At 63.4% G+C, this 23,498-nt stretch carries 23 protein-coding genes; 8 read left to right on the forward strand and 15 right to left on the reverse strand.

Going from position 1 to position 23,498, the window contains the following annotated elements:
• Positions 1 to 29 precede the first annotated feature (29 nt).
• Genes N5A93_RS07880 through N5A93_RS07905 form a run of 6 tightly spaced genes read right to left on the reverse strand, consistent with a single transcriptional unit; the run spans position 30 to position 8,307 of the window.
• Positions 30 to 2,153 carry an acetate--CoA ligase family protein gene (locus tag N5A93_RS07880; protein ID WP_268954540.1) on the reverse strand — a complete coding sequence of 708 codons (2,124 nt, stop codon included), beginning with the start codon at positions 2,151 to 2,153 and terminating at the stop codon, positions 30 to 32.
• The gene (sauS, locus tag N5A93_RS07885) at positions 2,143 to 3,546 is read right to left on the reverse strand and encodes an acylating sulfoacetaldehyde dehydrogenase (protein WP_268954541.1); all 1,404 of its coding nucleotides are present in this window, start codon (positions 3,544 to 3,546) and stop codon (positions 2,143 to 2,145) included. The genes N5A93_RS07880 and sauS overlap by 11 nt, the downstream gene beginning before the upstream one ends.
• 16 nt (positions 3,547 to 3,562) lie before the next feature.
• Positions 3,563 to 4,750, reverse strand: a complete 1,188-nt coding sequence (locus N5A93_RS07890; protein WP_268954542.1) for an acyl-CoA dehydrogenase family protein — start codon at positions 4,748 to 4,750, stop codon at positions 3,563 to 3,565.
• Positions 4,750 to 5,952, reverse strand: coding sequence for an acetyl-CoA C-acyltransferase (locus N5A93_RS07895; protein ID WP_268954543.1), 1,203 nt, complete (start codon positions 5,950 to 5,952; stop codon positions 4,750 to 4,752). Before N5A93_RS07895 ends, N5A93_RS07890 begins: the two co-directional genes overlap by 1 nt.
• A gap of 55 nt (positions 5,953 to 6,007) precedes the next feature.
• Positions 6,008 to 7,531, reverse strand: a complete 1,524-nt coding sequence (locus N5A93_RS07900; RefSeq protein ID WP_268954544.1) for a 3-hydroxyacyl-CoA dehydrogenase — start codon at positions 7,529 to 7,531, stop codon at positions 6,008 to 6,010.
• Between the two features lie 2 nt (positions 7,532 to 7,533).
• A complete protein-coding gene (locus N5A93_RS07905; RefSeq protein ID WP_268954545.1) occupies positions 7,534 to 8,307 on the reverse strand; it encodes an enoyl-CoA hydratase-related protein in 774 nt (257 codons plus the stop codon).
• Between the two features lie 176 nt (positions 8,308 to 8,483).
• Between N5A93_RS07905 and N5A93_RS07910 the strand changes: the two genes are divergently transcribed.
• From N5A93_RS07910 to N5A93_RS07930, 5 genes are all read left to right on the forward strand, one after another.
• A complete protein-coding gene (locus tag N5A93_RS07910; protein ID WP_268954546.1) occupies positions 8,484 to 9,242 on the forward strand; it encodes a GntR family transcriptional regulator in 759 nt (252 codons plus the stop codon).
• Positions 9,243 to 9,315: 73 nt separating this feature from the next.
• Entirely contained in the window at positions 9,316 to 10,299 is a 984-nt protein-coding gene (locus tag N5A93_RS07915) for a Bug family tripartite tricarboxylate transporter substrate binding protein (RefSeq protein ID WP_268954547.1), read from the forward strand.
• 15 nt (positions 10,300 to 10,314) lie between these two features.
• A complete protein-coding gene (locus N5A93_RS07920) occupies positions 10,315 to 10,887 on the forward strand; it encodes a tripartite tricarboxylate transporter TctB family protein (protein ID WP_268954548.1) in 573 nt (190 codons plus the stop codon).
• A gap of 12 nt (positions 10,888 to 10,899) precedes the next feature.
• Positions 10,900 to 12,420: a tripartite tricarboxylate transporter permease gene (locus tag N5A93_RS07925; protein ID WP_268954549.1), complete on the forward strand. Its 1,521-nt coding sequence runs from the start codon at positions 10,900 to 10,902 to the stop codon at positions 12,418 to 12,420.
• Complete coding sequence (locus tag N5A93_RS07930) at positions 12,413 to 13,156, forward strand: enoyl-CoA hydratase/isomerase family protein (protein ID WP_268954550.1); 744 nt, start codon at positions 12,413 to 12,415, stop codon at positions 13,154 to 13,156. The genes N5A93_RS07925 and N5A93_RS07930 overlap by 8 nt, the downstream gene beginning before the upstream one ends.
• Positions 13,157 to 13,209: 53 nt before the next feature.
• Here N5A93_RS07930 and N5A93_RS07935 read toward each other — a convergent pair whose 3' ends face one another.
• Both N5A93_RS07935 and N5A93_RS07940 read right to left on the reverse strand, forming a co-directional pair.
• Positions 13,210 to 14,202, reverse strand: coding sequence for a serine hydrolase domain-containing protein (locus N5A93_RS07935; RefSeq protein ID WP_268954551.1), 993 nt, complete (start codon positions 14,200 to 14,202; stop codon positions 13,210 to 13,212).
• Between the two features lie 551 nt (positions 14,203 to 14,753).
• On the reverse strand, positions 14,754 to 15,173 hold the full coding sequence (locus N5A93_RS07940) for a PaaI family thioesterase (RefSeq protein WP_268954552.1): 420 nt from the start codon (positions 15,171 to 15,173) through the stop codon (positions 14,754 to 14,756).
• A gap of 149 nt (positions 15,174 to 15,322) precedes the next feature.
• Here N5A93_RS07940 and rpe point away from each other — a divergent pair, with 149 nt between their 5' ends.
• A complete protein-coding gene (gene rpe, locus N5A93_RS07945; protein WP_268954553.1) occupies positions 15,323 to 16,006 on the forward strand; it encodes a ribulose-phosphate 3-epimerase in 684 nt (227 codons plus the stop codon).
• A gap of 61 nt (positions 16,007 to 16,067) precedes the next feature.
• Positions 16,068 to 17,348, forward strand: coding sequence for an acetylornithine deacetylase/succinyl-diaminopimelate desuccinylase family protein (locus tag N5A93_RS07950; protein ID WP_268954554.1), 1,281 nt, complete (start codon positions 16,068 to 16,070; stop codon positions 17,346 to 17,348).
• 98 nt (positions 17,349 to 17,446) lie between these two features.
• Here the strand turns inward: N5A93_RS07950 and N5A93_RS07955 are convergent, their stop codons facing one another.
• The 6 genes from N5A93_RS07955 to N5A93_RS07980 all read right to left on the reverse strand — a co-directional run bounded on the left by N5A93_RS07955 (position 17,447) and on the right by N5A93_RS07980 (position 21,694).
• Positions 17,447 to 18,493, reverse strand: coding sequence for a threonine aldolase family protein (locus tag N5A93_RS07955; RefSeq protein ID WP_268954555.1), 1,047 nt, complete (start codon positions 18,491 to 18,493; stop codon positions 17,447 to 17,449).
• Entirely contained in the window at positions 18,490 to 18,966 is a 477-nt protein-coding gene (locus tag N5A93_RS07960; RefSeq protein ID WP_268954556.1) for a YcgN family cysteine cluster protein, read from the reverse strand. Before N5A93_RS07960 ends, N5A93_RS07955 begins: the two co-directional genes overlap by 4 nt.
• Positions 18,963 to 19,904: a bifunctional riboflavin kinase/FAD synthetase gene (locus N5A93_RS07965; protein WP_268954557.1), complete on the reverse strand. Its 942-nt coding sequence runs from the start codon at positions 19,902 to 19,904 to the stop codon at positions 18,963 to 18,965. Before N5A93_RS07965 ends, N5A93_RS07960 begins: the two co-directional genes overlap by 4 nt.
• A 66-nt stretch (positions 19,905 to 19,970) precedes the next feature.
• Entirely contained in the window at positions 19,971 to 20,153 is a 183-nt protein-coding gene (locus tag N5A93_RS07970) for a hypothetical protein (protein ID WP_268954558.1), read from the reverse strand.
• Between the two features lie 121 nt (positions 20,154 to 20,274).
• On the reverse strand, positions 20,275 to 20,718 hold the full coding sequence (locus N5A93_RS07975) for a MaoC family dehydratase (RefSeq protein ID WP_268954559.1): 444 nt from the start codon (positions 20,716 to 20,718) through the stop codon (positions 20,275 to 20,277).
• A 103-nt stretch (positions 20,719 to 20,821) separates the two neighbouring features.
• Positions 20,822 to 21,694 (reverse strand): TIGR01459 family HAD-type hydrolase, encoded by an 873-nt coding sequence (locus N5A93_RS07980; protein WP_268954560.1) that lies wholly within the window; start codon positions 21,692 to 21,694, stop codon positions 20,822 to 20,824.
• Positions 21,695 to 21,812: 118 nt separating this feature from the next.
• On the opposite strand from N5A93_RS07980, the gene N5A93_RS07985 reads away from it, so the two are divergent.
• Positions 21,813 to 22,397 carry a flavin reductase family protein gene (locus tag N5A93_RS07985; RefSeq protein WP_268954561.1) on the forward strand — a complete coding sequence of 195 codons (585 nt, stop codon included), beginning with the start codon at positions 21,813 to 21,815 and terminating at the stop codon, positions 22,395 to 22,397.
• An 87-nt stretch (positions 22,398 to 22,484) separates the two neighbouring features.
• Here N5A93_RS07985 and N5A93_RS07990 read toward each other — a convergent pair whose 3' ends face one another.
• Positions 22,485 to 23,405 (reverse strand): manganese-dependent inorganic pyrophosphatase, encoded by a 921-nt coding sequence (locus N5A93_RS07990; protein ID WP_268954562.1) that lies wholly within the window; start codon positions 23,403 to 23,405, stop codon positions 22,485 to 22,487.
• Between the last annotated feature and the right edge of the window lie 93 nt (positions 23,406 to 23,498).

Raw genomic sequence — 23,498 nt, forward strand, 5'->3', positions numbered from 1 at the left:
TTGTCCGGGCGGCCTGTGCCTTTGGCAGTTCAACGCTCTGAGATGAGCAGGCAGTCAACGGCGATCGCACCGTCCGGCCCGGCCAGCACCGGGTTCAGGTCCAGCTCTTCGAGCCAGTCCGCCGAGGCGGCGCCAAAGCGCGACACCGCGCTGATCATCTGACACAGCGCCTCGCGGTCAACGGGTGGCGCGCCGCGAACGCCGTCCAGCATCACCTTGCCTTTCAGCCTGTCGAGCATCCGCGCGGCCTCGGCTTCGGTGACGGGTGCGCGGTTGAACACGACATCCTTTTGAACCTCGATCAGGATGCCGCCCATGCCGACCATCACCACGGGGCCGAATTCCGGATCGCGGCGCAGGCCGATCACCATCTCGACGGTGCCGCTTCCCATCTGCTGGACGATGACGCCGTCGATCCGCGCCTGGGGTGCGGCCAAGGCCGCGCGCCGGGTGATGCGCTCGTAAGCGGCGCGCAGGCTGTCGGCGTCCGCAAGCCCGATCTCGACGCCGCCGATCTCGGTCTTGTGGAGGATGTCGGGCGACTCGATCTTGAGAGCGACAGGCCAGCCGATGCGCCCGGCATGTTCGATCGCCTGCTCGCAGGTGGTCGCAAGCCCGACACGGGCCACGGGCACGCCGGCGTCACGCAGCAGGCGCACCGATTTCGTCGTGGGAACGAAACCGGGGCCGGGCGCGGGCAGGGCGGGTTCATCGGATGTCTCGCCAGCATCGGCCAGTCGTGCTTGACGTGCCTCCTCCCAGTCGACCAGCGCCGCGATCGCGTCGATCGTGGGCTCCGCCCCGCGCAGGGCGCAGATGCCCAGTTCGCGCAGGGCGCGCAGCCCTTCCTCGGGGGCGGCGACCCAGGAGACCACGAACGGTTTCTCGGTTTCTTCCTTCAGCTCGCGGAATGTCTGGGTGAGAGTGTCGACGAAGCCATCCATGAGCTGCAACCAGACGGCGGCCACATGCACATCGGGATCGTCCAGCACCGCTTTCACGCTTTCCTTGAGCATCGAGGGATCGGCGATGAACTGCGCGGTGACATCCACCGGATTTCCCGCGGCGCCAAAGGCGGGCAGGATATCGCGCAGGCGCGCGACGGTCTGTTCGGAAAGTTGCGGCACGTTGAGGCCGACCTCTTCGGCGCGGTCGCTCATGAGAACGCCAGCGCCGCCGGACTGGGTGACAATGCCGACGCCGCGACCTTGGGGGCAGGGCGTGGTCGTGGACATGTCCACGATGTCGAGCATGTGTTCCTCGTTGCGGGCGCGGATCACGCCGTGCTGGCGCGCGATGCCGTCAAAGACCGCGTCCTCGCCCGCCAGCGCCCCGGTGTGGGACGACGCCGCCCGCGCGCCGGATGCGGTGCGGCCGACCTTCGTGACGACCAGCGGCTTGCCCAATTCCATCGCCCGGCGCGCGGCCGAAACGAAGCCGGGGCCGTCGGTGATGCCCTCGATATAGCCCGCCAGCGTGGTGATGCGCGGGTCTTCGACGATGCGCCCGAGGCAATCCGCGAAGGTCACATCGGTTTCGTTCCCGGTATTCGCGAAGTAGCCAAGCCCCAGCCCGCGCTTGCGCGCCAGTGCCGCGATGGCGGTGCCGAATGCGCCCGACTGGGTGACAAAGCCCACCGGCCCCGGATTGGTGCTGCCCATGCCGTATTGCGTGAACGTGGCAAAAGCCCCCTCGAAGGCGTTGATCACCCCGAGTGTGTTCGGCCCGCAGAGCCGCATTCCGTGGCGCTTTGCGATCTCAACGACCTGGCGTTCCTTTTCACGGCCTTCCTCGCCCATCTCGCCGAAGCCGGAACTGAACACGATTACCGCGCGCACGCCGGCCTTTCCCGCCGCCTCGAGCTGCTCGGGGACGACCTTGGCGGGAACCGAGATGACCGCCAGTTCCGGGGCTTCACCGATATCGCCGATGGTGGCGAAACAGCGATGACCGCCGACATCCTCGTATTTCGGGTTCACCGGGAAAATCCGGCCCTTGTAGCCCTTTTCGAGCAGGAATTTCATCACCCGGCCATTGAGCTTGTTGAAGTCGCTCGACACGCCGACGATGGCGATGGAGCGCGGTGAAAGCAGGCAGTCGAGGGCGTCGCGCCCGTTCCGGTCCTTCATGCGTTCGGTTCCCTTATTTTCCATGTCGTTGCCAATATTCCCCGAACAGGTGTTCCTCTGCCGGCTGGTCCAGCGGAATTGTTCGCACGAGATGCGTGATGTTCATGAAGTGGCGGGCGTTGAGGTTTTCGGTGATCGAGTTTCCCGCCCAGGTTCCGCCGCCCATCGAAAGGGTGAATTCGAGCGCGTTGTCGAAACTGCCGCCGTTGCCCATGGTGTGCGCCTGATTGACCAGAACGCGCACCACATCGATGGACTCCGCCAGTTCCTTGGCATGCGCGGGCGTGTTGGTGTGGATGCCTACGGAATGCCCCTTGCCGCACACGTCCAGGATCGTGTTCAGCTGCGCCTTCGCATCCTCGATATCGCGCACGCCGTAAACCGTCAGTACCAGCGACAGTTTTTCGTCGGTGAACGGGCTGTCAGGGTCGGGCCGGTCTTCCTCGACCATGAAAAAGCGCGCGTCCTGCGCCTCGGGGCCGAGTTCGAAGATATCCCTGAGCGTGTCGGCGTTCTTGGCAATGACCTGGCGGTTCAGCTTGCCGTTGGTCCAGAGCCTTTCACGGATGCGCGCCTTTTCGTCGGCGGAACAGAGATGGCCACCCGCCCGGCGCAGCGCCGCGATGGCGTCGTCGTAAACGGAGTCGTGGATCAATACCGAGTTTTCGGAGGAACAGGAGGTGGCGTTGTCGAAGGTCTTGGAGCGGCAGATCTTGGCCGCGGCATCGTCGAGATCGGCATCCGCGTCGATGACGACAGGCACATTGCCCGCGCCGACCCCGATTGCGGGTGTTCCCGACGAATAAGCGCGCCGGACGTTGTTCTGCGAGCCGGTGACCACGACGAGATCGGCCTGTTCCATCAGTTCCTGCGTCAGCGCCTTGTTGACGGGCTGCGGAAGGATCTGCACCAGATCCGCAGGGTAGCCGCATTTCTCGAGTTCCGCGCGCATGAAATCAACGGCGGCCGAAGTCGCGCCCCATCCGGACGGCGAGGGCGCGATAATGACCGCGTTACGGCTTTTGAGGGCGAACATGGCCTTGTTGACGGGCGTCGCCGTCGGGTTGGTCGAGGGGGTGACGGCGGCGACAACGCCCACCGGCTTGGCGTATTTTACCATGCCTTTATCCGGGTCGTCCTCGATCACGCCGACGCTTCGGACCCGGCTGAGGTCGCGCAGGCAGCCAAAGGTCTTGCGCTGGTTCTTGACGATCTTGCTGTCCACGTCGCCGAGGCCCGTCTGCTCAACGGCCATTTCCGCCAGCCGCCTTGCCCGGCCGGGTTCATAAATCGCCCAGGCAAGGGCGGTGACGGCCTCGTCGGCCTGCGCCTGCGTGGCGTCCGCGAATTGGGCCATCGCGTTGCGGGCCTTTTCAATCAGCCCGTCGATCGTGGTTTTTGTTTCTGGTGAAACCATTTTGCGTTCCTTCCTGTCAGCCGGCGAAAGCGCGGATGCCCGTCTGCGCGGCACCCAGCACCAGCGAATGGATGTCGTAAGTGCCCTCGAGCGTGTTTTCGACCTCGAGGTTCAGCATGTGGCGGACGACGTGATACTCGTCCGAAATGCCGTTGCCGCCATGCATGTCACGGGCTGTCCGGCATATTTCCAATGCTTTGCGGGCCGCGTTGCGCTTGACGAGGGAAAACATCTCGGGCGTTGCGCGGCCTTCGTCCTGCAGGCGGCTGAGCCGCAGGGTCGCGTGCAGGGACAGCGCGATTTCGCTTTGCATTTCGGCGAGTTTCGCCTGCACCAACTGGCTTGCGGCGAGCGGGCGACCGAATTGTTCACGCGCGAGCACGTAATCGCGCGAGGCTTCCCAGCAGAATTCGGCGGCCCCCATTGACCCCCAGCAGATCGCCAGCCGGGCGCGGTTCAGACAGGTCAGCGGCGCCGAAAGCCCTTTTGCCAGGGGCAGAACCTGATCCTCGGGCACAAAGACATCATCCATCGCGATCTCGCCGGTCGGCGAGGCCCGGACCGAGAACTTACCCTCGATCTTGCGTGTCGCGAGCCCGCTTTGCCCACGTTCGAGGATGAAGCCGCGGACGGTTCCCTCGTCATCGCGCGCCCAGACCACCAAGACATCCGCGATGGAGGCATGGGTGATCCAGACCTTGTTGCCGCTCAGGCGATAGCCGCCATCCACCGTGCGGGCGCGGGCGCGCATCCGGGACGGGTCTGATCCGGCGTCGGGTTCGGTCAGGCCGAAACAGCCGATGCGTTCCCCGCGCGCCATCGGCGGAAGATATTTCTGCTTCTGCTCTTCGCTTCCGTAGAGATGGATCGGCGTCATGGCCAGCCCGCCCTGCACGCCACAGGCCGAGCGGAAAGCGGCATCGACGCGTTCCAGCTCGCGTGCGACAAGGCCGTAGGCGGTATAGCTGGCACCGGCGCAGCCATAGCCGTCGATCTGCATGCCCAGGAAACCCATGTCGCCGAGTTCACGCATGATATCGGGGTCAAAGGTTTCGTGCCGGTGCCAGTCCAGGATCAGCGGCATCAGGCGTTTTTGCGCGAAATCGCGGGCTGAGTCGCGGATCATCCGCTCTTCCTCGTCGAGCAGGTCGTCGATGAGCAGAGGGTCGCGCCAATCGAAACTCGGTTTTCCTGTATCCGACATCAGAACACTTCCATGACGATCGCGATGCCCTGGCCCATGCCGATGCACATGGTGGCCAGCGCATATTTCCCGCCGCGGCGTTTGGCTTCGTGAATGGCCGTCAGGGCGATGCGCGGGCCAGAGGCCCCGAGGGGATGGCCAAGCGCAATGGCGCCGCCATTGGGGTTCACCCGGTCGTCCCCGTCCGCGATATCGAGACCTTTCATGCAGGCGAGAACCTGGGCGGCGAAGGCCTCGTTGATCTCGATTACCGACATGTCCGAGAGGGCGAGCCCGGCGCGCTCCAGCGCCAGCCTGGAGGCCGGGACCGGGCCGTAGCCCATGGTCCTCGGGGGCACGCCCGCCACGCCGCTGGCAAGGATGCGGGCAATGGGTTCGCGGCCGATCTTGTCGCCTGCGGCACGGCTGCCCATCATCAGGGCCACCGCGCCGTCATTGAGGCCAGAGGCGCTGCCGGCGGTAGTGACCCCGTCGGGGTTGAGGGCGCGCAGCTTCGACAGCCCCTCGAGGTCCGTCTTTGGGCGGGGGTGTTCGTCGGTGTCCACGGTGATGTCATCGCGGCCACGACCGCCGGGAACGGCAACCGGGGTGATCTCGTCATCAAAGAGGTTGTTTTCATGCGCGCGCGCCCAGCCTTGCTGTGAGCGCAGCGCGAAAGCGTCGCTTTCGTCGCGGCTGATCCCGTGTTCCTGCGCGAGATTGTCGGCGGTCTGGGGCATCGAGTCGCTTCCGAATTCCTTTTCCAGCCGCGGGTTCGGGAAGCGCGCACCAACGGCGCTGTCATACCAGTCGAGCTGGCGGGCGAAGGGCCGCGCGTGTTTGCCGATTACGAAAGGCGAGCGGCTCATGCTTTCGACGCCGCCTGAAATCACCACGTCGCCTTCGCCACAGGTCAGGGCATGCGCGGCGGAGATCATCGCGCCCAGCCCGCTTCCGCAGTTGCGCTGGACGACCGTGCCCGGCACCTCGATGGGCAGCCCGGCGCGCAGGGCCGCGTGACGGGCGACGCAGCGGCTGTCTTCGCCCGCCTGGTTGCCACAGCCCACAATGACATCGTCAATCGCGCTTCCGTCAAGCTTCGTGCGGCTCATGAGCGGCCGGATCACCTCGGCAAGAAGGTCATCGGGCCGGATGCCGGACAGTGCGCCGCCCGAGCGTCCGAAGGGGCTGCGCAGACCGTCGTAGATATAGGCATCGAGCATGGTTCATTCCTTTCGATAGGCATCGTTTTCTGATCTCTTTGCGTCCGGGCGCGGCTCAGCTGCGCGTCGGAGTCTCTGGCGTTTTCGCCGAAAGACCGAGCGCGGCGCGTCGGTGCAGCCAAGGCCCGGTCCTGTAGCGTGGGTCGCCGGTGCAGGTGCTCATCCCTTCAAGGATTTTCAGAACGCGGGCGATCCCGAGCTTGTCTGCGAACTCGAGGGGGCCGTTGGGATAGTTGAGACCGAGTTTGACGGCCCGGTCGATATCGTCCGGCGTCGCGATCCTGTTCTGGGCCACGCCCGCGCCGATGGCGGTGATCATCGCCACGATGCGTTGCGCCACGAAGCCGGGGCTGTCCTGAATTGGCGTGACCGGTGTTGCGTCGCTGGCCAGCATGGCATGGGTTTTCCGCATAACGTCGGGGCGGGTCACGATGGTCTTCATGGCCGTGCGGCGACCGGCAAACCCGAACAGCGGATCGACGGCCACGGTGCGTTCGGGATCAAGCCCGGCCTGCGCAGCATGGGTGCTGGCGTCCGTTCCCAGCGGGGTGATCAGGATAAAGCTATCGGCGCCTGGACGGTCGCCTTCATCCAGTTCGGCGCCTGATGCGCGGACGATCTCTTGCAGCGCGGCGCAGTCTTCGCCCGGTTCCACCCAGAATGTGCCGCCTTCGAATGCGGGGGCGTCGGGTTCTTCCGGTTTTTGCTGCTTGCCGTCCAGATAGGTATAGTGACCCTGATGGGTCTTGCGTCCGAGCAGACCGGCCTGCATGCGCTGCCCCATGAGCATGGCGGGACGAAAGCGCGGTTCATGGTAGGATTGCTCGTAGATCTCGACGGTTGCGGGGTGCGTCACATCGAGCGCGGTCAGATCCAGAAGCTCGAAGGGACCCATGCGAAACCCCGCCGCGTCGCGCATGATCCGATCGACCGCGGCAAAGTCCGCGACACCCTCGGCCACGAGGTTGGTGGCCTCGAGCGTGTAACCCCGGCCCACCTGGTTCACCAGGAAACCGGGCGCATCTGCAACGCGAACCGGGGTTCGGCCCATGATCTCGCCCAGTGCGACCAGCTTGTCGATCACCTCCTGATCCGTGCGGATACCGGCGATCACTTCCACCAGCGGCATCAAGGGCACCGGGTTGAAGAAGTGGAAACCGGCGACCCTTTCGGGGTGATCGCAAGACGCGGCGAGGCGCGTGATCGAGAGCGACGAGGTGTTGCTGGCGAGGATGCAATCGGGCCGCGTCGCCTGTTCGAGAGCGCTGAACACCTTGGCCTTGAGCTCGATATCCTCGCTTACCGCCTCGATGACCACATCGGTTTCGGCAAAGGCGGCCAGATCATCCGCTCCGGTCAGTCGCGCCTTGGCGGCATCGGCGTTTTCGGAGGTCATCCGGCCTTTTTCGACCGCGCGATCCAGCATCCCCCCGATGAAATTGATTGCTTCGGTGGTGGCTTCGGATCGCGCGTCGTAAAGAAGGACGTTGCAGCCTCCGGTCGCCGCAACCTGCGCTATGCCGCGCCCCATCGCGCCGGCGCCCACGATCCCTACGGTTGAGGTGTCGCTGTTTACCATCGTCAGTTTCCTTTGAATTCCGGCTTTCGTTTCTCGATGAAGGCGTTCATGCCTTCTGATTTGTCCGCGGTGTCGAAAAGAGTGTCGAAAGTTCGCCGCTCAAGCATCAGGCCCGCATCAAGAGACGAGTCCTGGCCCGCAAGCACGACTTCCTTGATGCGCCGCGCGGCCAACGGGGGCATGGCGGCGATCTGGTCGGCCAGTTCCAGCGCCCGGTCGAGCACCTCGGCATCGGGCACGCATTCACTGGCGAGGCCCATGTCGAACGCCTCGCGTCCGGTTACCGGGTCACCCGTCAGCATCATCTTCATCGCCTTGAACTTACCGATCGCCCTTGGCAGGCGCTGTGTTCCGCCGCCTCCGGGCATGATGCCCACCTTGATCTCGGGCTGGGCGAATTTCGCGGTCTCTCCGGCGATGATGATGTCGGCATGCATCGCCAGTTCGCAGCCACCGCCAAAGGCCACGCCTCTGACCGCCGCGATAAATGGAATGGGACACTGGGCGATGACCTGCCACATCCGGCGCACGTTGGAGCGGGTGATTTCGGCGGTGCCCATTCGCGCCATGTCCTTGATGTCGGCCCCGGCGACAAATGCCCGCTCGTCGCCCGTAACGACGACGCATCGCGCGTCGGGGTCGTCGTAAAGGGCCGCGAATCGTTGGGTGAGGGCCTTGCGAAGATCGGCGCTGAGGGCGTTGCGCGATTCTGGGCGGTTCAGTCGCAAAAGGACCGTTCCGGTCTCGCGGCGCTCTTCGAGAATCAGGTCTGACATCAATCTTCTTCCCCAAAGTGAGTGATTTTCCACTACAAACATACTATGATTGGAATGACATAAAAACAATAACAATTTTCTGGACGGATCGAGCGTTTGTTTGCTAGCATGAATCGAAATCCGCGGGTTTTGCCCCGGACGAGCGGCGCCCCGCGCGGCGGAAAAGGGATCGGATGATGGACGTTCTGAGGAAAAGTCCCGGCAAGTTGTATCTCCATGTGGCGGATATTCTGCGTCAGCGTTTGCGCGCGGGTGAGTTGAGCCCTGGCGACCGGCTGAAGCCCATTTCCGAGCTGGCTGACGAGTTCGGGGTCGCAACGGTAACGATCCGTCAGGCTGTTGCCATCCTTGAGGGCGAGGGCAGGCTGAGGCGCCAGCAGGGTGCGGGCACGTTCGTCACGAAAAGCGAGACCGGCAGTGACACATTCGCCGTCGGGCTTGATTGGCCTGAGTTGCTGGACATGGTGACCAAGACCGTTCCGCGCCTGATCGAAAAGCGCGAGAATGTCGCGCTCAAGGCCGCCGATCTCAAAGGGGGAAAGGCGGCGCCGTCCTATGTGTTCCTGCGCAGGGTCAATTCACTGAAGGGGCTCGATTGCCTTGTGGCCGACGCCTACATCGCCTCGGATCTCTATGCCCGCTGCCCGGAGCGTTTCGATCACGAGACGATCATTCCGGTCATCGAATCCTTGCCGGGCGTGACCATTGCGCAGTGCCACCAGATTCTGACGATCGGGCAGGCTGATATGGAAAAGGCGACCCTTCTTGGTTTGCCGCTCAGTGCGCCGCTCGGAGATATCCGGCGCATCCTGACAGCCCCGGACGGGACCGTGCTTTATTTCAACGATGTCTCCTATCGCGGGGACATGGTGAAATTCGAGATTAGTCTCGATCTGACCGCAGAGCAGGAGGAAGAAAAGCCTGTGCGGGACTAAGCGGACGTTTCGGCGATCCGTTGAACGGGCGCAAAGAAAAGCGCCCACGCAAAAATGTATTGGGAGGATAGAAATGACCAAGACGAAAATTCTGACCGGAATCGCCTTCGCGACAATGACGGCCTTGCCTTTGGCTGCGCAGGACTATCCGTCGCAACCGGTGCAGCTGACCGCCCCTTATGGGCCCGGCGGTGCCTCTGACCTCGCAGCGCGCAATCTGGCCAATGTCGCGCCGGACTATATGGGCCAGCCGGTTCTGGTGACGAACCGTGCCGGGGCCGGTGGGGCGACCGGATCAGCATACGTGAAAAACTCGGATCCGGATGGCTACAACCTGCTGCTTGCCAGGATTGGCTCGCACAGCATTTCGCCGGCTCTCAAGACGAGCATGCCCTACAAGTGGGATGATTTCACCTATCTCAGTCTTCTTGAGATCAACCCGGCGGCCTGCGCCACGGCAACGTCGAAACCGTATGAAAGCCTGGAGGAACTTCGTGCCGCCATCGAGGCAGCCCCCGGTGCCGTGACGTATAGTTCCGCCGGGGTGGGCACGCTTCATCATCTGGGCGGCATCATGTTGCTGGACGAGCTAGGCTTCGAAGACCCGGCTGTCGCCGCAACGCATATTCCGTTCCAGAGCGGCGGGGCCGCGGCAGCCGCGGCCGCAACAGGGCAGGTCGACTTCGTGTGTTCCAACATCTCGGCGATCATCAGTCAGATCGAGGGGGGGCAGCTACGCCCGCTGGTCGTGACGACGCCCGAGCGCGTTGAATCCCTGCCGGACGTGCAGACCGCCTCGGAACTGGGCTATCCCGCGCTTGAGGCGCTTGTTGGCTGGTCGGGGCTTGTCGGTCCGCCGGGTATGAGCGATGAAATCGTCGCGACCTGGACCGAGGTGCTTCAGGAGGTTGCCAGCGACGAACGTTGGGTCAATCAAACCAAGTCTCTCGGTTCGGTTCCGATGATGCTGTCGCCCGAAGAGACCGTTGCCTTCGTCGAGAACCAGTACACCACTTTCCGGAGTCTGGTCGAAGAACTGGGTCTTCAGATCGACTAGATCCGGCTCAGGCCAGTGCGGCCGGTTCGCCGGCCGCACACCCGCTTCCTGATCATCAATCCGTTTCAGCCGGAGGGACTGTCCGTGAAGACCGTTAACAAGCGAGACTTTGTGCTTGGACTTGTGGTTTGCGCCTTGGCGTTGTTCGTCCTTTTCGGGATACTTCCCTGGGCCGTCAAGACGCCGAAGGTCATCCCCAACCTGGCGCTTTCGCCAACATTCTGGCCCCGCATCATTCTCGTCAGTCTGGTGGGATTGAGCGCCTTTCTTGCGATCCAGGCGCTTTATGAAGGGATCAAGCCGCGGGACGCCGTTCAGGATGAAAGCTATGAGGAACCCTTTGACCTGAGCGATTTTCGTGTGATCCCGACGGCGTTGCTCATGGTACTCTTCTGCGCTGCGCTCAAGCCCTTCGGTGTCGTGCTGCCGGCAATCGCAATGCTTTTGGGAATGATCGTGATGCATGGGCGCAAGGAATGGCCGAAGGCCATAGGCGTCTCGATCGCGACGGTGCTCATTCTTTACATGTTCTTTCGGTATGTCGCCAAGGTCCCGGTGCCGCTGGGTCCTTTGAATGGATTGCTTTGAGGTGCTGAAGCCATGATCGAGAACCTTTCGGATGCGCTCGTACTCTTTCTGAACATCTACAACATAATCGCGCTGGCCGGGGGGATCGGTATCGGCGTCATCGTCGGGGCAATCCCGGGGATGACCTCCACGATGGCGGTCGCGCTGACGCTTCCCTTCACCTTCACGCTTCCGCCCGTCACGGGAATACTGCTTCTCTTGGGTGTCTACAAAGGCGGGGTCTACGGCGGTTCGATCCCTGCAATCCTGGTCAAGGCGCCCGGCACCCCGGCGGCGTCCTGCTCGGTGCTGGATGGCTATCCGCTGGCCCAGAAAGGGCAGGCGGGCAGGGCGCTGGATATCGCGCTTTACGCCTCGTGTTTCGCGGACCTGGTATCCAATCTGTCGCTGATCCTTCTGGTGGGATATCTCGCGCAGCTCGTCACGAGCTTCGGCCCGCCCGAGAACTTCACCCTGATTTTCTTTTCGCTGACAATCATCGCTTCGGTTTCGGGCGACAGCCTTCTGCGTGGTTTCATCTCGGCCGGTGCTGGTCTCTTGCTGGCGACCGTAGGATTGGATCTGATCTATGGAACCGACCGTTTCACCTTTGGGAACTCCGATCTGCTGGGGGGGCTGGCCTTCATCCCGCTTCTGATCGGCCTTTTCGCGATCCCCGAAATCCTCAATGGCTATGCCAAGCGCGGCGCAACAGGCAAGGTCGCGGCTGATCCGAGCGGCTCGCGCGCGACATTCGCGGATTTCCGATACTGCTTCCGCTCGATTCTGAGAGGTAGCCTGATCGGTGTCGTGCTGGGCGCGATACCGGGCATCGGTGGCGCGCCTTCGGCTTTCGTATCCTATTCCGAGGCTATGCGTCGCTCGCCCAACCGGAAGAATTTCGGCAAAGGAGAACTGGAAGGCGTGGCGGCCGCGGAGGCCGGGAACAACGGTGTTGCCGGTTCGACGATGATCCCGCTTCTGGCGCTCGGTATTCCGGGGGACGTGATTACGGCGGTCATTCTGGGCGCATTCATGGTTCATGGACTACGCCCGGGCCCGATGCTGTTTGAGCAGAATATCGACCTGATCTATGCGCTGTTCATCGGAATTTCGATCAGTTCGCTATTCCTGTTGATCATCGGTAAGGCGGCGATCCACATGTTCAGGCACATCGCCTCGATACCGAGGAGTTATCTTTATCCCGTGGTCATGGTGCTGTGCGTCTTCGGCGCATATGCGGTCAACAACTCGTTCTTCGACATCTATGTGATGGTTGCTTTCGGGATCCTTGGTTTCTTGATGATGAGGATGCATGTTCCTTCGGCGCCTTTCCTGATCGCGTTCATTCTCGGACCGATGCTCGAAGACAATTTCCGCCAATCGCTGCTGATGTCGCAGGGCAGTCTGACAATCTTCGCAAGAAGCTGGATCACCTGGATTTTCTGGTCGCTCACCATTCTGTCTGTGGTGCTGATGGTGCGACGGCATCTGGCGGGGAAATCGATTGAAAAAGCACTGCCGGTGCTTCCGGAGGAAAAGCGCGATGGCTGATGGGTTGGACATCGAGAAAGACGGGCGCGTCACGACCTTCACGATCAATCGCCCCGAAAAGATGAACGCGATCGACAAGGAGCTCGCGCGTCGGCTTCAGGACGGGTTTGCCGCATTCGATCGTTGCGAAGATCAGCGGGTCGCGATCCTGACCGGTGCCGGAGAGAAGGCATTCACCGCGGGCGCGGATCTCGAGGATTTTCCCGAGCTTTGGCGCTGCATGCCCGGAATGGGGATCACCACGGCGAAGCCCGTGATCTGCGCCATTGATGGCCATTGTATCGGTGGGGGTATCGTGCTTGCCGCGCTTTGCGATCTGTGTGTGGCGACGCGGCGCAGCAAATTCCTTTATCCCGAGGGCAAGGTGGGCATGACCGGTGGGTTGATTGCCTCGCTTGCGGCCAGACTGCCGCACAAGATGGCGATGGAGATCATGCTTCTGGGCCGTTCGGTCGATGCCGGGCGGGCCTATGAGATGGGTCTGGTCAACGAGGTCGTCGAACCGGGCCAGCACCTTGAGGCTGCACGTGCGATGGCAAGCGACATGGCCGCGATGGCGCCTTTGGTTCTGCAGACATTGAAACAGACGGTCGTGTCGGACATGCTGACGCCGGCACCTGCAGAACGCATGGGACGCACCATGAGAGACCTCGACCGGGTCGAAAGCAGTGAGGACCGGCAAGAGGGGCTGGCCGCGTTTCGCGACAAGCGGCAAGCGCAATTCCGGGGCCGTTAGCGGAAGCAGTTTGCAGTGGCCCTGGATGCAGGAAAGGGGATCATCCGGATCGCTCAGCGGCGAATGGCGCTGACCATTTTCTCAAGAAATGCCTGCGTATGTGCAGGGTCAAGCCACCGCATCACGCCGACGATGTCATCATCGGGGTTGATCCAAAGACAGTTACCGCCCGCGCCCAAGGCGCTGAAGGCTGTCGATGGCAGCCTGGGATTGGCATCGCGCCCCTGGTTGAGCCACCAAAGGAAGCCGTATTTATCGAGCGTCGGGGTCGGTTCGCGCGAGCGCGTCATCCAGGTTTCCGGCAGGATCTGCTCACCCTCCCAGGTGCCATTGCGGCTGATGAAAAGGCCGAATCGTGCATGGTCATTCGCGCTGATGAACATCCCGCCGCCCCAATGGCCGCCGCCGGTCACCGATTGCACCCGCTGACCGCCCAAATCGACCCATGAGGTGGAATAGCCCTCCCATCGCCATGTGTCGGAGGCGCCGATGCGGTCCATGATCCGTTCGCGCAAGACCTCGGGCAAGGGCCGGCCGAAAAGACAGAGCAAGGCGTAGGCCAGCGCATTCACGCGCACATCGTTATACTCGTAATAGCTGCCGGGGCGGCCCACCTTTCGCAACTGCCCCTTGCGGCTGTTATCCGCACCGACACCTATCTGACGGTAATGGTCGACCTGATCGTCCTTGCCGAAAATCTCGCCGCGCCACTCGCTGTTCATCTGAAGCATGTGGCGCCATGTGATCCGGGCATTGTGCGCGCTGGAGAAATATGGCCCCTTCACGATCGCGCCGACCGGCGCATCAAGATCGGGGATCAACCCGTCCTTCTCGGCGAGCCCCGCAAGAACCGACAGGTAGCTTTTGGCAATGGAAAACGTCATGTCTGGGCGATCCGCATCGCCCCATTCTGCCACCTTCTGCCCCCGGTGCAGAACGACGCCCGCAGGGCCGCCGCGTTCGGCGACCGGGCCGATGATCTCGGTCCAGGGACCGGTTTCGTTCCACTCGACATTTCCGACATAGGCGCCATCGGGATAATACATGCTTCGGGGCCACTGCGTTTCGTGTGCCAAAGCAAAGTCGATGACGGTCTGAAGAGCAGGGGTGGCAGCAAAGGAGGTCATGGCGATGGCCTTATGATATTGACGATATTCATTTTTCACGCATGATGCGATTTCGTCTCTGGCCCGGATCAGGCCGTTTGTTTCTCGTTGTGGCTCTGATTGGCGGATCTGTCCTGCGGGGCGGCCCGCTGCGGCCCTGCCAAGAGAAGGCGACAAGGCGCAGTCTCCACAGACGCGCCTTGTTGTAAACCTGAATTCCGATCCCGGCTGATGGCGCGCCGGATTCGGGTGGATTGATCGGACCCTCACGGCCTGCACCTGCCGACGGGTCCGGTCTGCTGTTCTGCGGCCCTCGGTCAGGCTGTTCCGACCGGACGCGCCGGCCCCATGTCCCGCAAAGGGTTCCGAAGCTGAAAGCGAAGAACGCGTTGGGCTTCGCCGTCATGGCTGTGTCGCGCCAGACCCCCGCCACATCGCACTGCTTGCGCTGGGGCAGGAGTATTTGGGGCAAGATGAAGCCGGGGAGACTGTCAGGACCCGGGCGCGCCGCGATAGCGGAAGACGCCGGTGGCGGTGGCGATCAAAGTGCCGGCCTCGTCCTGCACGCTGCCTTCGGCGAAAAAGGTCTTGCGCCCGCCCCCGGTCTTGCGCGCCTGCGCGATCAGGCGCCGGCCGCCCGCCTGCGCGAGATAGTTGACCGTCATCGACAGGGTCAGAGCATGCTGGCGCAGCGCCGGGTCGCCGGTATGGCATCCCGCGTATCCCATCGCGGTGTCGAGCAGCGTGGCGTGCAAGCCGCCATGCGGCAGGTCCTGACGATTGAGAAGCTGTGGCGCAAGCGTCACCTCGACCTGCGCCCAATCCGCCTGCCAGCCGGTCAGCTCGATCCCCAGGTGCCGGGCCATCGGAGTGATCGGCTCGGCGGCGATCGGGTCGAGATGATTGGTCATCGGGGGTCCTGTCGGTGCATGGGCGCGGTTGCGCGGAAACTGGCATGAAACCCCGGCGGGTGCAATCGTGCCGGGGTCGGGTTTGGCCCGGGGGCTTGACCTTGGCGCGCGCAGGTCGCATGTGCATGCCAGCCAAGGGGGATGCCGCCATGAGTTTCGATCGTTCCATCAAGATCGCCCCGTCGATCCTGAGTGCCGATTTCGCCAATTTCGGGCAGGAGATCCAATGCGTCGAGGCCGAGGGCGCCGACTGGATCCATGTCGACGTGATGGACGGGCATTTCGTGCCCAACCTCACCTTCGGCCCGCCGATGTGCGCCGCGATCCGCAAACATGTCACCACGGTGATGGATGTGCATCTGATGATCGCGCCCGTCGATCCCTATATCGAAGCCTTCGCCGAGGCGGGCGCCGATGTGCTGACCGCCCATCTGGAGGCCGGCCCGCATATTCACCGCACGCTTCAGGCGATCCGCGCCGCCGGGTGCAAGGCGGGGCTGGCGCTCAATCCCGGCACGGGGATCGAGGATGTGGATTACCTGCTCGACATGGTCGACCTGATCTGCGTGATGACGGTCAATCCCGGCTTTGGCGGGCAGTCATTCATTCACAGCCAGGTCGACAAGGTGCGCCGTCTGCGCGAAAAGATCGGTGATCGTCCGGTCCATATCGAGATCGACGGCGGGATCACGCCCCTGACCGCGCCGCTTATGGTCGAGGCGGGGGCCGATGTGCTGGTCGCGGGTTCGGCCGTGTTCAAGGGGGGCAGCGTCGCCGACCCGGCGCCTTACGGCGACAATATCCGCGCCATCCGGGCGGCCTGCACAGCATAAGTCGCGGCTCGGGCCAAGTTTGTGCTGGCCTTGGTGCGGGCTCGCGGGGCAAGCTTGGGTCATGACGATCAAGGACCGACTGACACGCGAAATCGAGGCGCGGCGTGACGATTTGGTGACGCTGACGCAGGATCTCATCCGCATCCCAACCCGCAACCCGCCGGGCGAGAATTACCGCGAGATCTGCGACTATCTCGACAGGCGGCTGTCGCGGGCGGATTTTCATACCGAACTGATCCGCGCCGAGGGCGCGATCGGCGACAGCGACCGGCACCCGCGCTGGAACATCGTGGCGCGCCGCGAGGGCGCGCGCCCCGGTGCCTGCGTCCATTTCAATTCCCATATCGACGTGGTCGAGGTCGGTCATGGCTGGACCACCGAACCTTTCGGGGGCGAGGTCCGGGATGGCCGTATCTATGGGCGCGGCGCCTGTGACATGAAGGGTGGTCTGGCCGCCAGCATCATCGCCGCCGAGGCCTTTGTCGCGACCTGTCCCGATTTCGCCGGCGCGATCGAGATCAGCGGCACCGCTGACGAGGAATCCGGCGGCTTCGGCGGGGTCGCCTATCTGGCGGAAAAGGGCTGGTTCAACCCCGAGCGCGTGCAGCATGTGATCATTCCCGAGCCGCTCAACAAGGATCGTATTTGCCTTGGCCATCGCGGGGTCTGGTGGGCCGAGATCGAAACCCTTGGCGAGATCGCCCATGGCTCGATGCCCTTCCTGGGTGATTGCGCCGTGCGTCACATGGGGGCGGTGATCGACGCAATGGAGCAGAACCTGTTCCCCGCGTTGGCGCAGAAGCGCACCAACATGCCCGTCGTGCCCGAAGGCGCGCGCCAATCGACGCTCAACATCAACTCGATTCACGGCGGTGCGCCCGAACAGGCCGCCGATTACACCGGCCTGCCCAGCCCCTGCGTGCCCGATCGCTGCCGCATGGTGATCGACCGCCGGTTTCTGATCGAAGAGGATATCGGCGTGGTCGAGGCCGAGATCCGCGAGCTGCTGGAGACCCTGCGCGCGGGCCGGCCCGGATTCGACTATGACATCCGCGAATTGCACCGCGTCCTGCCCAGCATGACCGAAAAGGATGCCCCCGTGGTGGGCGCGGTGGCCCGCGGGGTCGCGCAGGTCTTCGGGCGCGAGGCGGATTACGTCGTCAGCCCCGGCACCTATGACCAGAAACATATCGACCGGATCGGACGGCTGAAGAACTGCATCGCCTATGGGCCGGGGATTCTGGACCTGGCGCATAAGCCCGATGAATATGTCGGGATCGAAGACATGGTGCAATCTGCACAGGTGATGGGGCTTGCCCTGCATGACCTGTTGGGGGGCTGAGCCTGTCCGGGTTTCACCGTTCCGCAAATACTCATGGCGCAGCGCGTGTGGCGTGTGTTGCCTTTTGAGTATTTGAAGAACGATGAAATCCGGGCCGTTCAACCCTGCGCGATCCCGATAAAGCGGTCGATCTCGGAATCTTCGATGGACCAATCGCAGACAAGGCGCATCGGCAGTGGTTCATCCTCCGGGCCGGTTTCGAGCGGGCCGCCATTGAGGTGATAGCGCGCGCCGGCGGCATGCAGGCGCTGATGGGCGGCGCGCGGCAGGGTGGCGAAGATCATGTTGGCCTGCGGTTCGGCCAGAAAGTGACAATCGGGCAGGGCACCAAGCCCTTGCGCCAGCCGGGCGCCATGGGCGTTGGCGGCGCGCGCCGAGGTCAGCCACAGGTCGTCCGCGAGATAGGCCCCCATCTGCGCCGACAGGAAACGATGCTTGGAAAAGAGATGCGCGGCGCGCTTGCGGCGCAGTTCGAACTCCCATGCTGCTTCGGGATTGAAGAAGATCACCGCCTCGACCCCGATGCAGCCGTTCTTGGTTCCGCCGAAGCTGACGGCGTCGATGCCCGCTTTCCATGTCATCTCGGCCGGGCTGCAGCCGAGCGCCACCAGCGCATTGGCAAAGCGCGCGCCATCCAGATGCACCGGCAGCCCATGCGCCGCGGCGACGCCCGAAAGGGCCTGAAGCTCGTCGAGCGTATAAAGCCGCCCCATTTCGGTGACCTGCGTAAGCGAGACCGGGCCGGGCTGTGCCACATGGACATTGCCATGCCCCGCGGCGGAAATGGCGCGGTCCAGCGCGTCGGGGGTCATCTTGTCATCCGTGCCCACCAGCGTCAGCTTGGAGCCGCCGGTGTAGAATTCCGGGGCCTGGCATTCGTCGCAGTTGATATGCGCGAGCGGCGTGCAATAGATCGTCTGCCAGGGCTGGGCCAGCGTGGCCAGCGCCAGCGCGTTGGCCGCCGTGCCCGTCGCCACGAGGTGGATCGAGGCCGCGGGCGCCTCGAACAGCGCGCGCATATGGGCGCGCAGTTCGGACATTGCGTCCTCGGCGCCATAGGAGGGCGAAAAGCCCGCGTTGGCGGCGGCGATTGCGGCGATGATCTGCTCATGGGCGGGGCCGCTGTTGTCGGATGCGAAATTCATGCGCCGGGCTCCTCGATCTGATGGTCTTCCCAGTCGTCCTCGTCCACTTCGAACTCCGGGATGGTGGCGTCGCGCACCGATACCCCCGCCCGGTGCACGCTTTCGGGATCGCCCGAGATCAGCGGGTGCCAGTCGAACAGCGGTTTGCCCTGGTGCAACAGCTTGTAGGCGCAGGTCTCGGGCATCCAGTAGAGGTGCCCTTCGAGATTGCCCGCGTCAAGCGAGATGCATTCGGGCACGAATTGGCGGCGGATGTCGTATTGCGCGCAGCGGCAGGTGGAATCGTCGAACAGGCGGCAGGCAACGCGGGTCAGCGCCACTTCGCCGGTCTCCTCGTCCTCGAGCTTGTTGAGGCAGCATTTGCCGCAGCCGTCGCAGAGCGCCTCCCATTCATGGCGGGTCATGCGGGCAAGCGGCGTCGTTTCCCAGAAGCGCGGGCGCAAGCCGCTGCGGTCGATCGGGTCGTCGCTCATGGCCGCTTGAGAATACCACGCGCCTGCGCGCAATCGGCATCCATTTGCGCGATAAAGGCATCGAGGCTTTCGAATGTTTCTTCCGGGCGCAGGTATTCGACCAGCGCGACTGACAATCCGGTGCCGTAAAGATCGCCCGAGAAATCGAACAGGAAGGTTTCCAGGTTGGCGACCTCGCCATGAAACATCGGCCGAACGCCCAGCGATGCGGCCCCGTGATACTGCCCCGCGTGGGGGCCATCCAGCACGTCGACAAGCACCGCGTAGACGCCGAAACGCGGCGGGTGCAGCCCTTCGATCGACATGTTGGCGGTGGGATAGCCCAGCTCCCGACCGCGCTGTTCGCCGCCTACGACCATGCCCTCGATCCGGTGCCAGTGGCCCAACATGGCGGCGGCGTCGCGCGGGCGTCCCTCGCTCAGCGCGATGCGGATCGCGGTCGAGGACACTTCCTGCCCCTTGCCGCTCTCAAGCAGGCGGGCGATGGTCACGCCGAACCCCATTTCGCGGCCGAATCGTTCAAGATCCGCGGCATCCCCCGCGCGCCCCTTGCCGAAGCAGAAATCCGCGCCCACCACCACATGGCTGAGGCCCAGACCGCGCGCGAGCACGTTATGCGCAAAGGCATAGGGCGTGAGCGCCGCCATACCGGCGTTGAAATTCAGCTCATAGAGCTTTTCCACGCCCAGCTTTTCCAGCCTGTGGGCGCGTGCCTCGCTTCCCATCAGGCGAAAGGGCGGGGCGTCAGGCGCGAAATGCTCGCGCGGGTGGGGTTCGAAGGTCAGAACGCCAAGCGGCACATCCAGCACCCTGGCCTGCGTGCGGGCGATGTCGATCACCGATTGATGCCCCAGATGCACACCATCGAAATTGCCGATGGCGACCGAGGCGCCCCGGTCGGCCGGTTCCACGTAATCATAGTCGCGCACGATCTGCATGGGGCAGGGGTAGCCCCATGTCAGCGCGGGTGCAAGCGCGATGCGCGCCCCCGCTGTGGTCTTGCTTCAGGTCTGGCGCGGCCCGCGCATCTCGGCGATGGCGAGGCGGATCTTTTTCCAGTTCTCGGCTTCCCGCCGTTGCCCCGCATCGTCCGATTCGCGCATCCGGCGCGCGGCGAAAGCCTGTGCCTTGCCGCCGAAGGACGACAGCAGCGCGCGGGCATATTGCGCTGTCTTGCTTGTGTCCATGCCTTGTCCTCCTGTCACTGGATGAGACATCAGGTGGGAGTCTCAGCATAGCATGCCCTGCGCGCGGCGGATCAAGGCCGGGCTTGATTCACGGGGGTTTGCGGCGGGAAGGCGCGCAGGATCAGTCGAACTTGCCCGAGGGCGCCAGCACCGTGGCTTCGCCGATCAGCACCTTCTTGCCATTCACGAGGCAGCGGCAATCCAGTTGCACGCGCCGCTTGGAATGGTCGATGCCGGTCACCTCGACCTCGGCCAGCACCGTGTCGCCGGGGCGCACGGGGGCGAGGAACTTGAGCGTCTGGCCCATGTAGACCGTGCCGTGGCCCGGAAGCTGTTCGCCGATCACCGCCGAAATCAGCCCGGCGGTCAGCATCCCGTGCGCGATGCGCCCCTCGAAGATGGTGTCCTGTGCATATGAATCATCAAGATGGACGGGATTGCGGTCGGTCGAGACCTGCGCGAACATCTCGATATCCTCGTCGGTCACGACTTTGCGAAGGCTGCGCGTCATGCCCATCTCGATTTGCTCGATGGTGATGGTTCCGCGCGGCATATTATCCAACATTCGCCCCCTCCTGATCTGACAGTGGGTAATTTTCAGGACGCTTATGCGGCCCTTGTTGGAACTTTATTACTTTGCAGGCGCAGAAAATCAAGAGCTTTTTTGCCTAGCGCAGATGGCCGATCGTGTAGGTCGGGTGGATTTTTTCCTTGTCCAGAAAGGATTCCAGCGCCTTTTTGTCGGGCTGGTGCGTTGTGCGGGTTTCGATCGCCGCCAGTCCGCCCGAGATGAACAGAGAATCGATATCCTCCCCCATCGCCCCTGAGATATCGGTGTGAATCCCGTCGCCTATGGCAAGAATCCCCGCATTCTCAACGTCATGCCCCTCGGCAGCCAGACGACGCCGGGCCAGGTCGTAGATCGGCGGATGCGGCTTGCCGAAGTAGAGGCTCTCGCCGCCCATCTCGGTATATAGCCGCGCCAGCGCGCCTGCGCACCATTCGCGGTGATCGCCCCGGTCCACCACGATATCGGGATTGGCGCACAGAAGCTTGAGCCCCTTTGTCTTGGCATAAAGGAAATCGGCGCGATAGGCGGCGGGATCGGCCATCGGGTCGGCCGGTCCGGTGCAGACGATGCCCTCGGCCTCGTCGAGTGGCACGATCTCGATATCGACCGGATCCTCGATCACCGAAAGCGGCTCGAAAAAGCTGGTGTCATGCGGGGTGCCGATAAAATGCACCTTCTGCCCCACGACCCCGCGAAACATCGCCGCGCGCGCACTGTCGCCCGAGGTGGCGATGCTGTCCCAGCAATCGTGCGGCACCTCGAACAGGTCCAGCTGCTTTTCGACGCCGGCACGCGGGCGCGGCGAATTGGTGACCAGCAACACCGCGCCGCCCCGTTCGCGGTAGGCCCGCAGCGCGGCGACCGCACCGGGGAACGCCTTGACCCCGTTATGCACGCATCCCCAGAGATCGACGAAAAGTGCGTCATAGCGGCTGGAGATGTCCGAGAGCGACTGGATGATCTGCGTCATGAACTGACCCTGCGATGAAATGCGAAACGCGAGCAGCTATGGCAGGGGCGCGCGGATTTGGCCACCGGGAAAGGTGCAGAAATCTCTGGGTCTTGCCGGCAATGCCCCTATCTCTTGCATGTCGATGGAGAAAACGCTTTACCGGCGCAGCGCCGCAGGAGAGACCCCGCAACATCATGAACCGCCTATTCAACATATCCAGGCCCGACCGATGAATGCCGCGCGCGATGCCTTTCTTGCGGCGATGCGACAGGTCGCGGCGACGGTGACCGTGGTCACCACCGACGGGCCTGAGGGACGCATGGGCGCGACGGTCAGCGCCTTCACGTCGCTGTCAGCCGACCCGCCCATGGTGCTGGTCTGTCTCAAGCGGGGCAGCCGGATCGCGCGGGCGGTGGCGGCGAATGGTGTCTTCACCGTCAATGTTCTGCCCGAGGACGCGCATGAACTGGCGCGCCGCTTCGCCGGGGTGTTCGACGACGAGACCCCCGACAGGTTTCACGGCACGGATTTCACCGCAACCGATTTTGGCCCGGTGCTGCCGCGGGCCACCGCGTTTACCTGCAATGTCGAGCAATCCTATCACCATGCCACGCATGAGATCTGCATCGGCGCGGTCACCGGTATTTCCAACGCGGGCGAACAGCCGCTGACCTATCTGCATGGCGCGTTCCACGTTGTGCGCCCCAAGCAGCTACTTTGAGCGCGCGCGGTCCCTGAGGCAAGTCCGGGGGGGCCAGCCCCCCGGACCCCCCGAGGTATTTGACGCCAGATGAAGGGCAGGGTGCCTTCAGATGGCGAGGTTGGGGATGATCTGCTTCTTGCGGCTCATCACGCCGGGGAGCACCACGCTGTCGCCCTCGGGTGCGGCGCCGAAGGATTTCTCGGCCAGGGTCCGGACCAGATCATTGGGGACGAGGAGGGTGGCTTCCTCGTTGAGGATGTCCACCACGAAGAGCAGCACCTGATCGACGCCGTCTTCGGTGGCGACGCTTTTCATGGTGTCCATCAGGCTGTCCTTGCGCGCGAGCACCATGTCCGGTGCGGTGGTTTCCAGGACGCTGACGCGGAACTTGGTGTCGCCCACGGCATATTCCTTCGAATCCATGCGCAGAAGTTCGGCATCCGAGAAGGCGCTGACATCGGATTTGGCCGCGAACATCTCGGCGGCGTAGTCGGCGATATTGACGTCGAGGTCGGCGGCCAGCCTTTCGGCTGTGGCGCGGTCATGGTCGGTGGTGGTGGGGCTGCGGAATTCAAGCGTGTCGCTGAGGATGCAGGTGAGCGCCGCGCCTTTCATCGCCTCGGGCATTTTTGCCGCGTCATCGCCCATCAGGTCGACCATGATCGTCGCGGTGCAGGCCAGCGGGCGGATGGTGATGTCGATCGGACCCCTGGTTTCCAGACCGCCCACCAGCTTGTGGTGGTCGATGATTCCCTGCACATCGGCCTCGTTGATCCTGCCGGGCAGTTCGGCGGGGTTGTTGGTGTCGACGATCACGCAGGGCTGTCCGGCGTCCACGTCGCTGATGATACGCGGCTTGGGCAGGTTCCATTTCTTCAGCATGAAGGCGGCTTCGGTGTTGGGTTCGCCCAGCAAGACGGCTTCGGCATCGCCGCCCTGCAGTTCGTTGAGATACCAGGCCCACAGGATCGGCGAGCCGGTGGAGTCGGTGTCGGGGGATTTATGGCCGAATACGAGAGTCGTCATTGTCACTTGTCCTTACGCGTTGGATCCGATTTGCGCGCCTTATAGGTTCGCAGGGCGCGCTTGTCACCCATGCGCGATGCGGCAGGGTTTCAT

Source organism: Roseovarius salincola (genome assembly GCF_026891095.1).
Taxonomy (GTDB): domain Bacteria; phylum Pseudomonadota; class Alphaproteobacteria; order Rhodobacterales; family Rhodobacteraceae; genus Roseovarius; species Roseovarius salincola.

What these genes read in the sequence shown, in the direction of transcription:
- N5A93_RS07950 (WP_268954554.1), top strand. Translation starts at nt 16,068, where the DNA reads ATGACGATCAAGGACCGACTGACACGCGAAATCGAGGCGCGGCGTGAC.
- N5A93_RS07935 (WP_268954551.1), bottom strand. Translation starts at nt 14,202, where the DNA reads ATGTATTATCCCGATGGCGCCTATGTCGGAAATGTCGAGTGGAACGAA.
- N5A93_RS07955 (WP_268954555.1), bottom strand. Translation starts at nt 18,493, where the DNA reads ATGAATTTCGCATCCGACAACAGCGGCCCCGCCCATGAGCAGATCATC.
- N5A93_RS07925 (WP_268954549.1), top strand. Translation starts at nt 10,900, where the DNA reads ATGATCGAGAACCTTTCGGATGCGCTCGTACTCTTTCTGAACATCTAC.
- N5A93_RS07965 (WP_268954557.1), bottom strand. Translation starts at nt 19,904, where the DNA reads ATGCAGATCGTGCGCGACTATGATTACGTGGAACCGGCCGACCGGGGC.
- N5A93_RS07910 (WP_268954546.1), top strand. Translation starts at nt 8,484, where the DNA reads ATGGACGTTCTGAGGAAAAGTCCCGGCAAGTTGTATCTCCATGTGGCG.
- N5A93_RS07940 (WP_268954552.1), bottom strand. Translation starts at nt 15,173, where the DNA reads ATGACCAATCATCTCGACCCGATCGCCGCCGAGCCGATCACTCCGATG.
- N5A93_RS07990 (WP_268954562.1), bottom strand. Translation starts at nt 23,405, where the DNA reads ATGACGACTCTCGTATTCGGCCATAAATCCCCCGACACCGACTCCACC.
- N5A93_RS07960 (WP_268954556.1), bottom strand. Translation starts at nt 18,966, where the DNA reads ATGAGCGACGACCCGATCGACCGCAGCGGCTTGCGCCCGCGCTTCTGG.
- N5A93_RS07900 (WP_268954544.1), bottom strand. Translation starts at nt 7,531, where the DNA reads ATGGTAAACAGCGACACCTCAACCGTAGGGATCGTGGGCGCCGGCGCG.
- N5A93_RS07905 (WP_268954545.1), bottom strand. Translation starts at nt 8,307, where the DNA reads ATGTCAGACCTGATTCTCGAAGAGCGCCGCGAGACCGGAACGGTCCTT.
- N5A93_RS07915 (WP_268954547.1), top strand. Translation starts at nt 9,316, where the DNA reads ATGACCAAGACGAAAATTCTGACCGGAATCGCCTTCGCGACAATGACG.
- sauS (WP_268954541.1), bottom strand. Translation starts at nt 3,546, where the DNA reads ATGGTTTCACCAGAAACAAAAACCACGATCGACGGGCTGATTGAAAAG.
- N5A93_RS07930 (WP_268954550.1), top strand. Translation starts at nt 12,413, where the DNA reads ATGGCTGATGGGTTGGACATCGAGAAAGACGGGCGCGTCACGACCTTC.
- N5A93_RS07880 (WP_268954540.1), bottom strand. Translation starts at nt 2,153, where the DNA reads ATGGAAAATAAGGGAACCGAACGCATGAAGGACCGGAACGGGCGCGAC.
- N5A93_RS07895 (WP_268954543.1), bottom strand. Translation starts at nt 5,952, where the DNA reads ATGCTCGATGCCTATATCTACGACGGTCTGCGCAGCCCCTTCGGACGC.
- N5A93_RS07980 (WP_268954560.1), bottom strand. Translation starts at nt 21,694, where the DNA reads ATGACGCAGATCATCCAGTCGCTCTCGGACATCTCCAGCCGCTATGAC.
- N5A93_RS07975 (WP_268954559.1), bottom strand. Translation starts at nt 20,718, where the DNA reads ATGTTGGATAATATGCCGCGCGGAACCATCACCATCGAGCAAATCGAG.
- N5A93_RS07985 (WP_268954561.1), top strand. Translation starts at nt 21,813, where the DNA reads ATGTCGATGGAGAAAACGCTTTACCGGCGCAGCGCCGCAGGAGAGACC.
- N5A93_RS07890 (WP_268954542.1), bottom strand. Translation starts at nt 4,750, where the DNA reads ATGTCGGATACAGGAAAACCGAGTTTCGATTGGCGCGACCCTCTGCTC.
- N5A93_RS07970 (WP_268954558.1), bottom strand. Translation starts at nt 20,153, where the DNA reads ATGGACACAAGCAAGACAGCGCAATATGCCCGCGCGCTGCTGTCGTCC.
- rpe (WP_268954553.1), top strand. Translation starts at nt 15,323, where the DNA reads ATGAGTTTCGATCGTTCCATCAAGATCGCCCCGTCGATCCTGAGTGCC.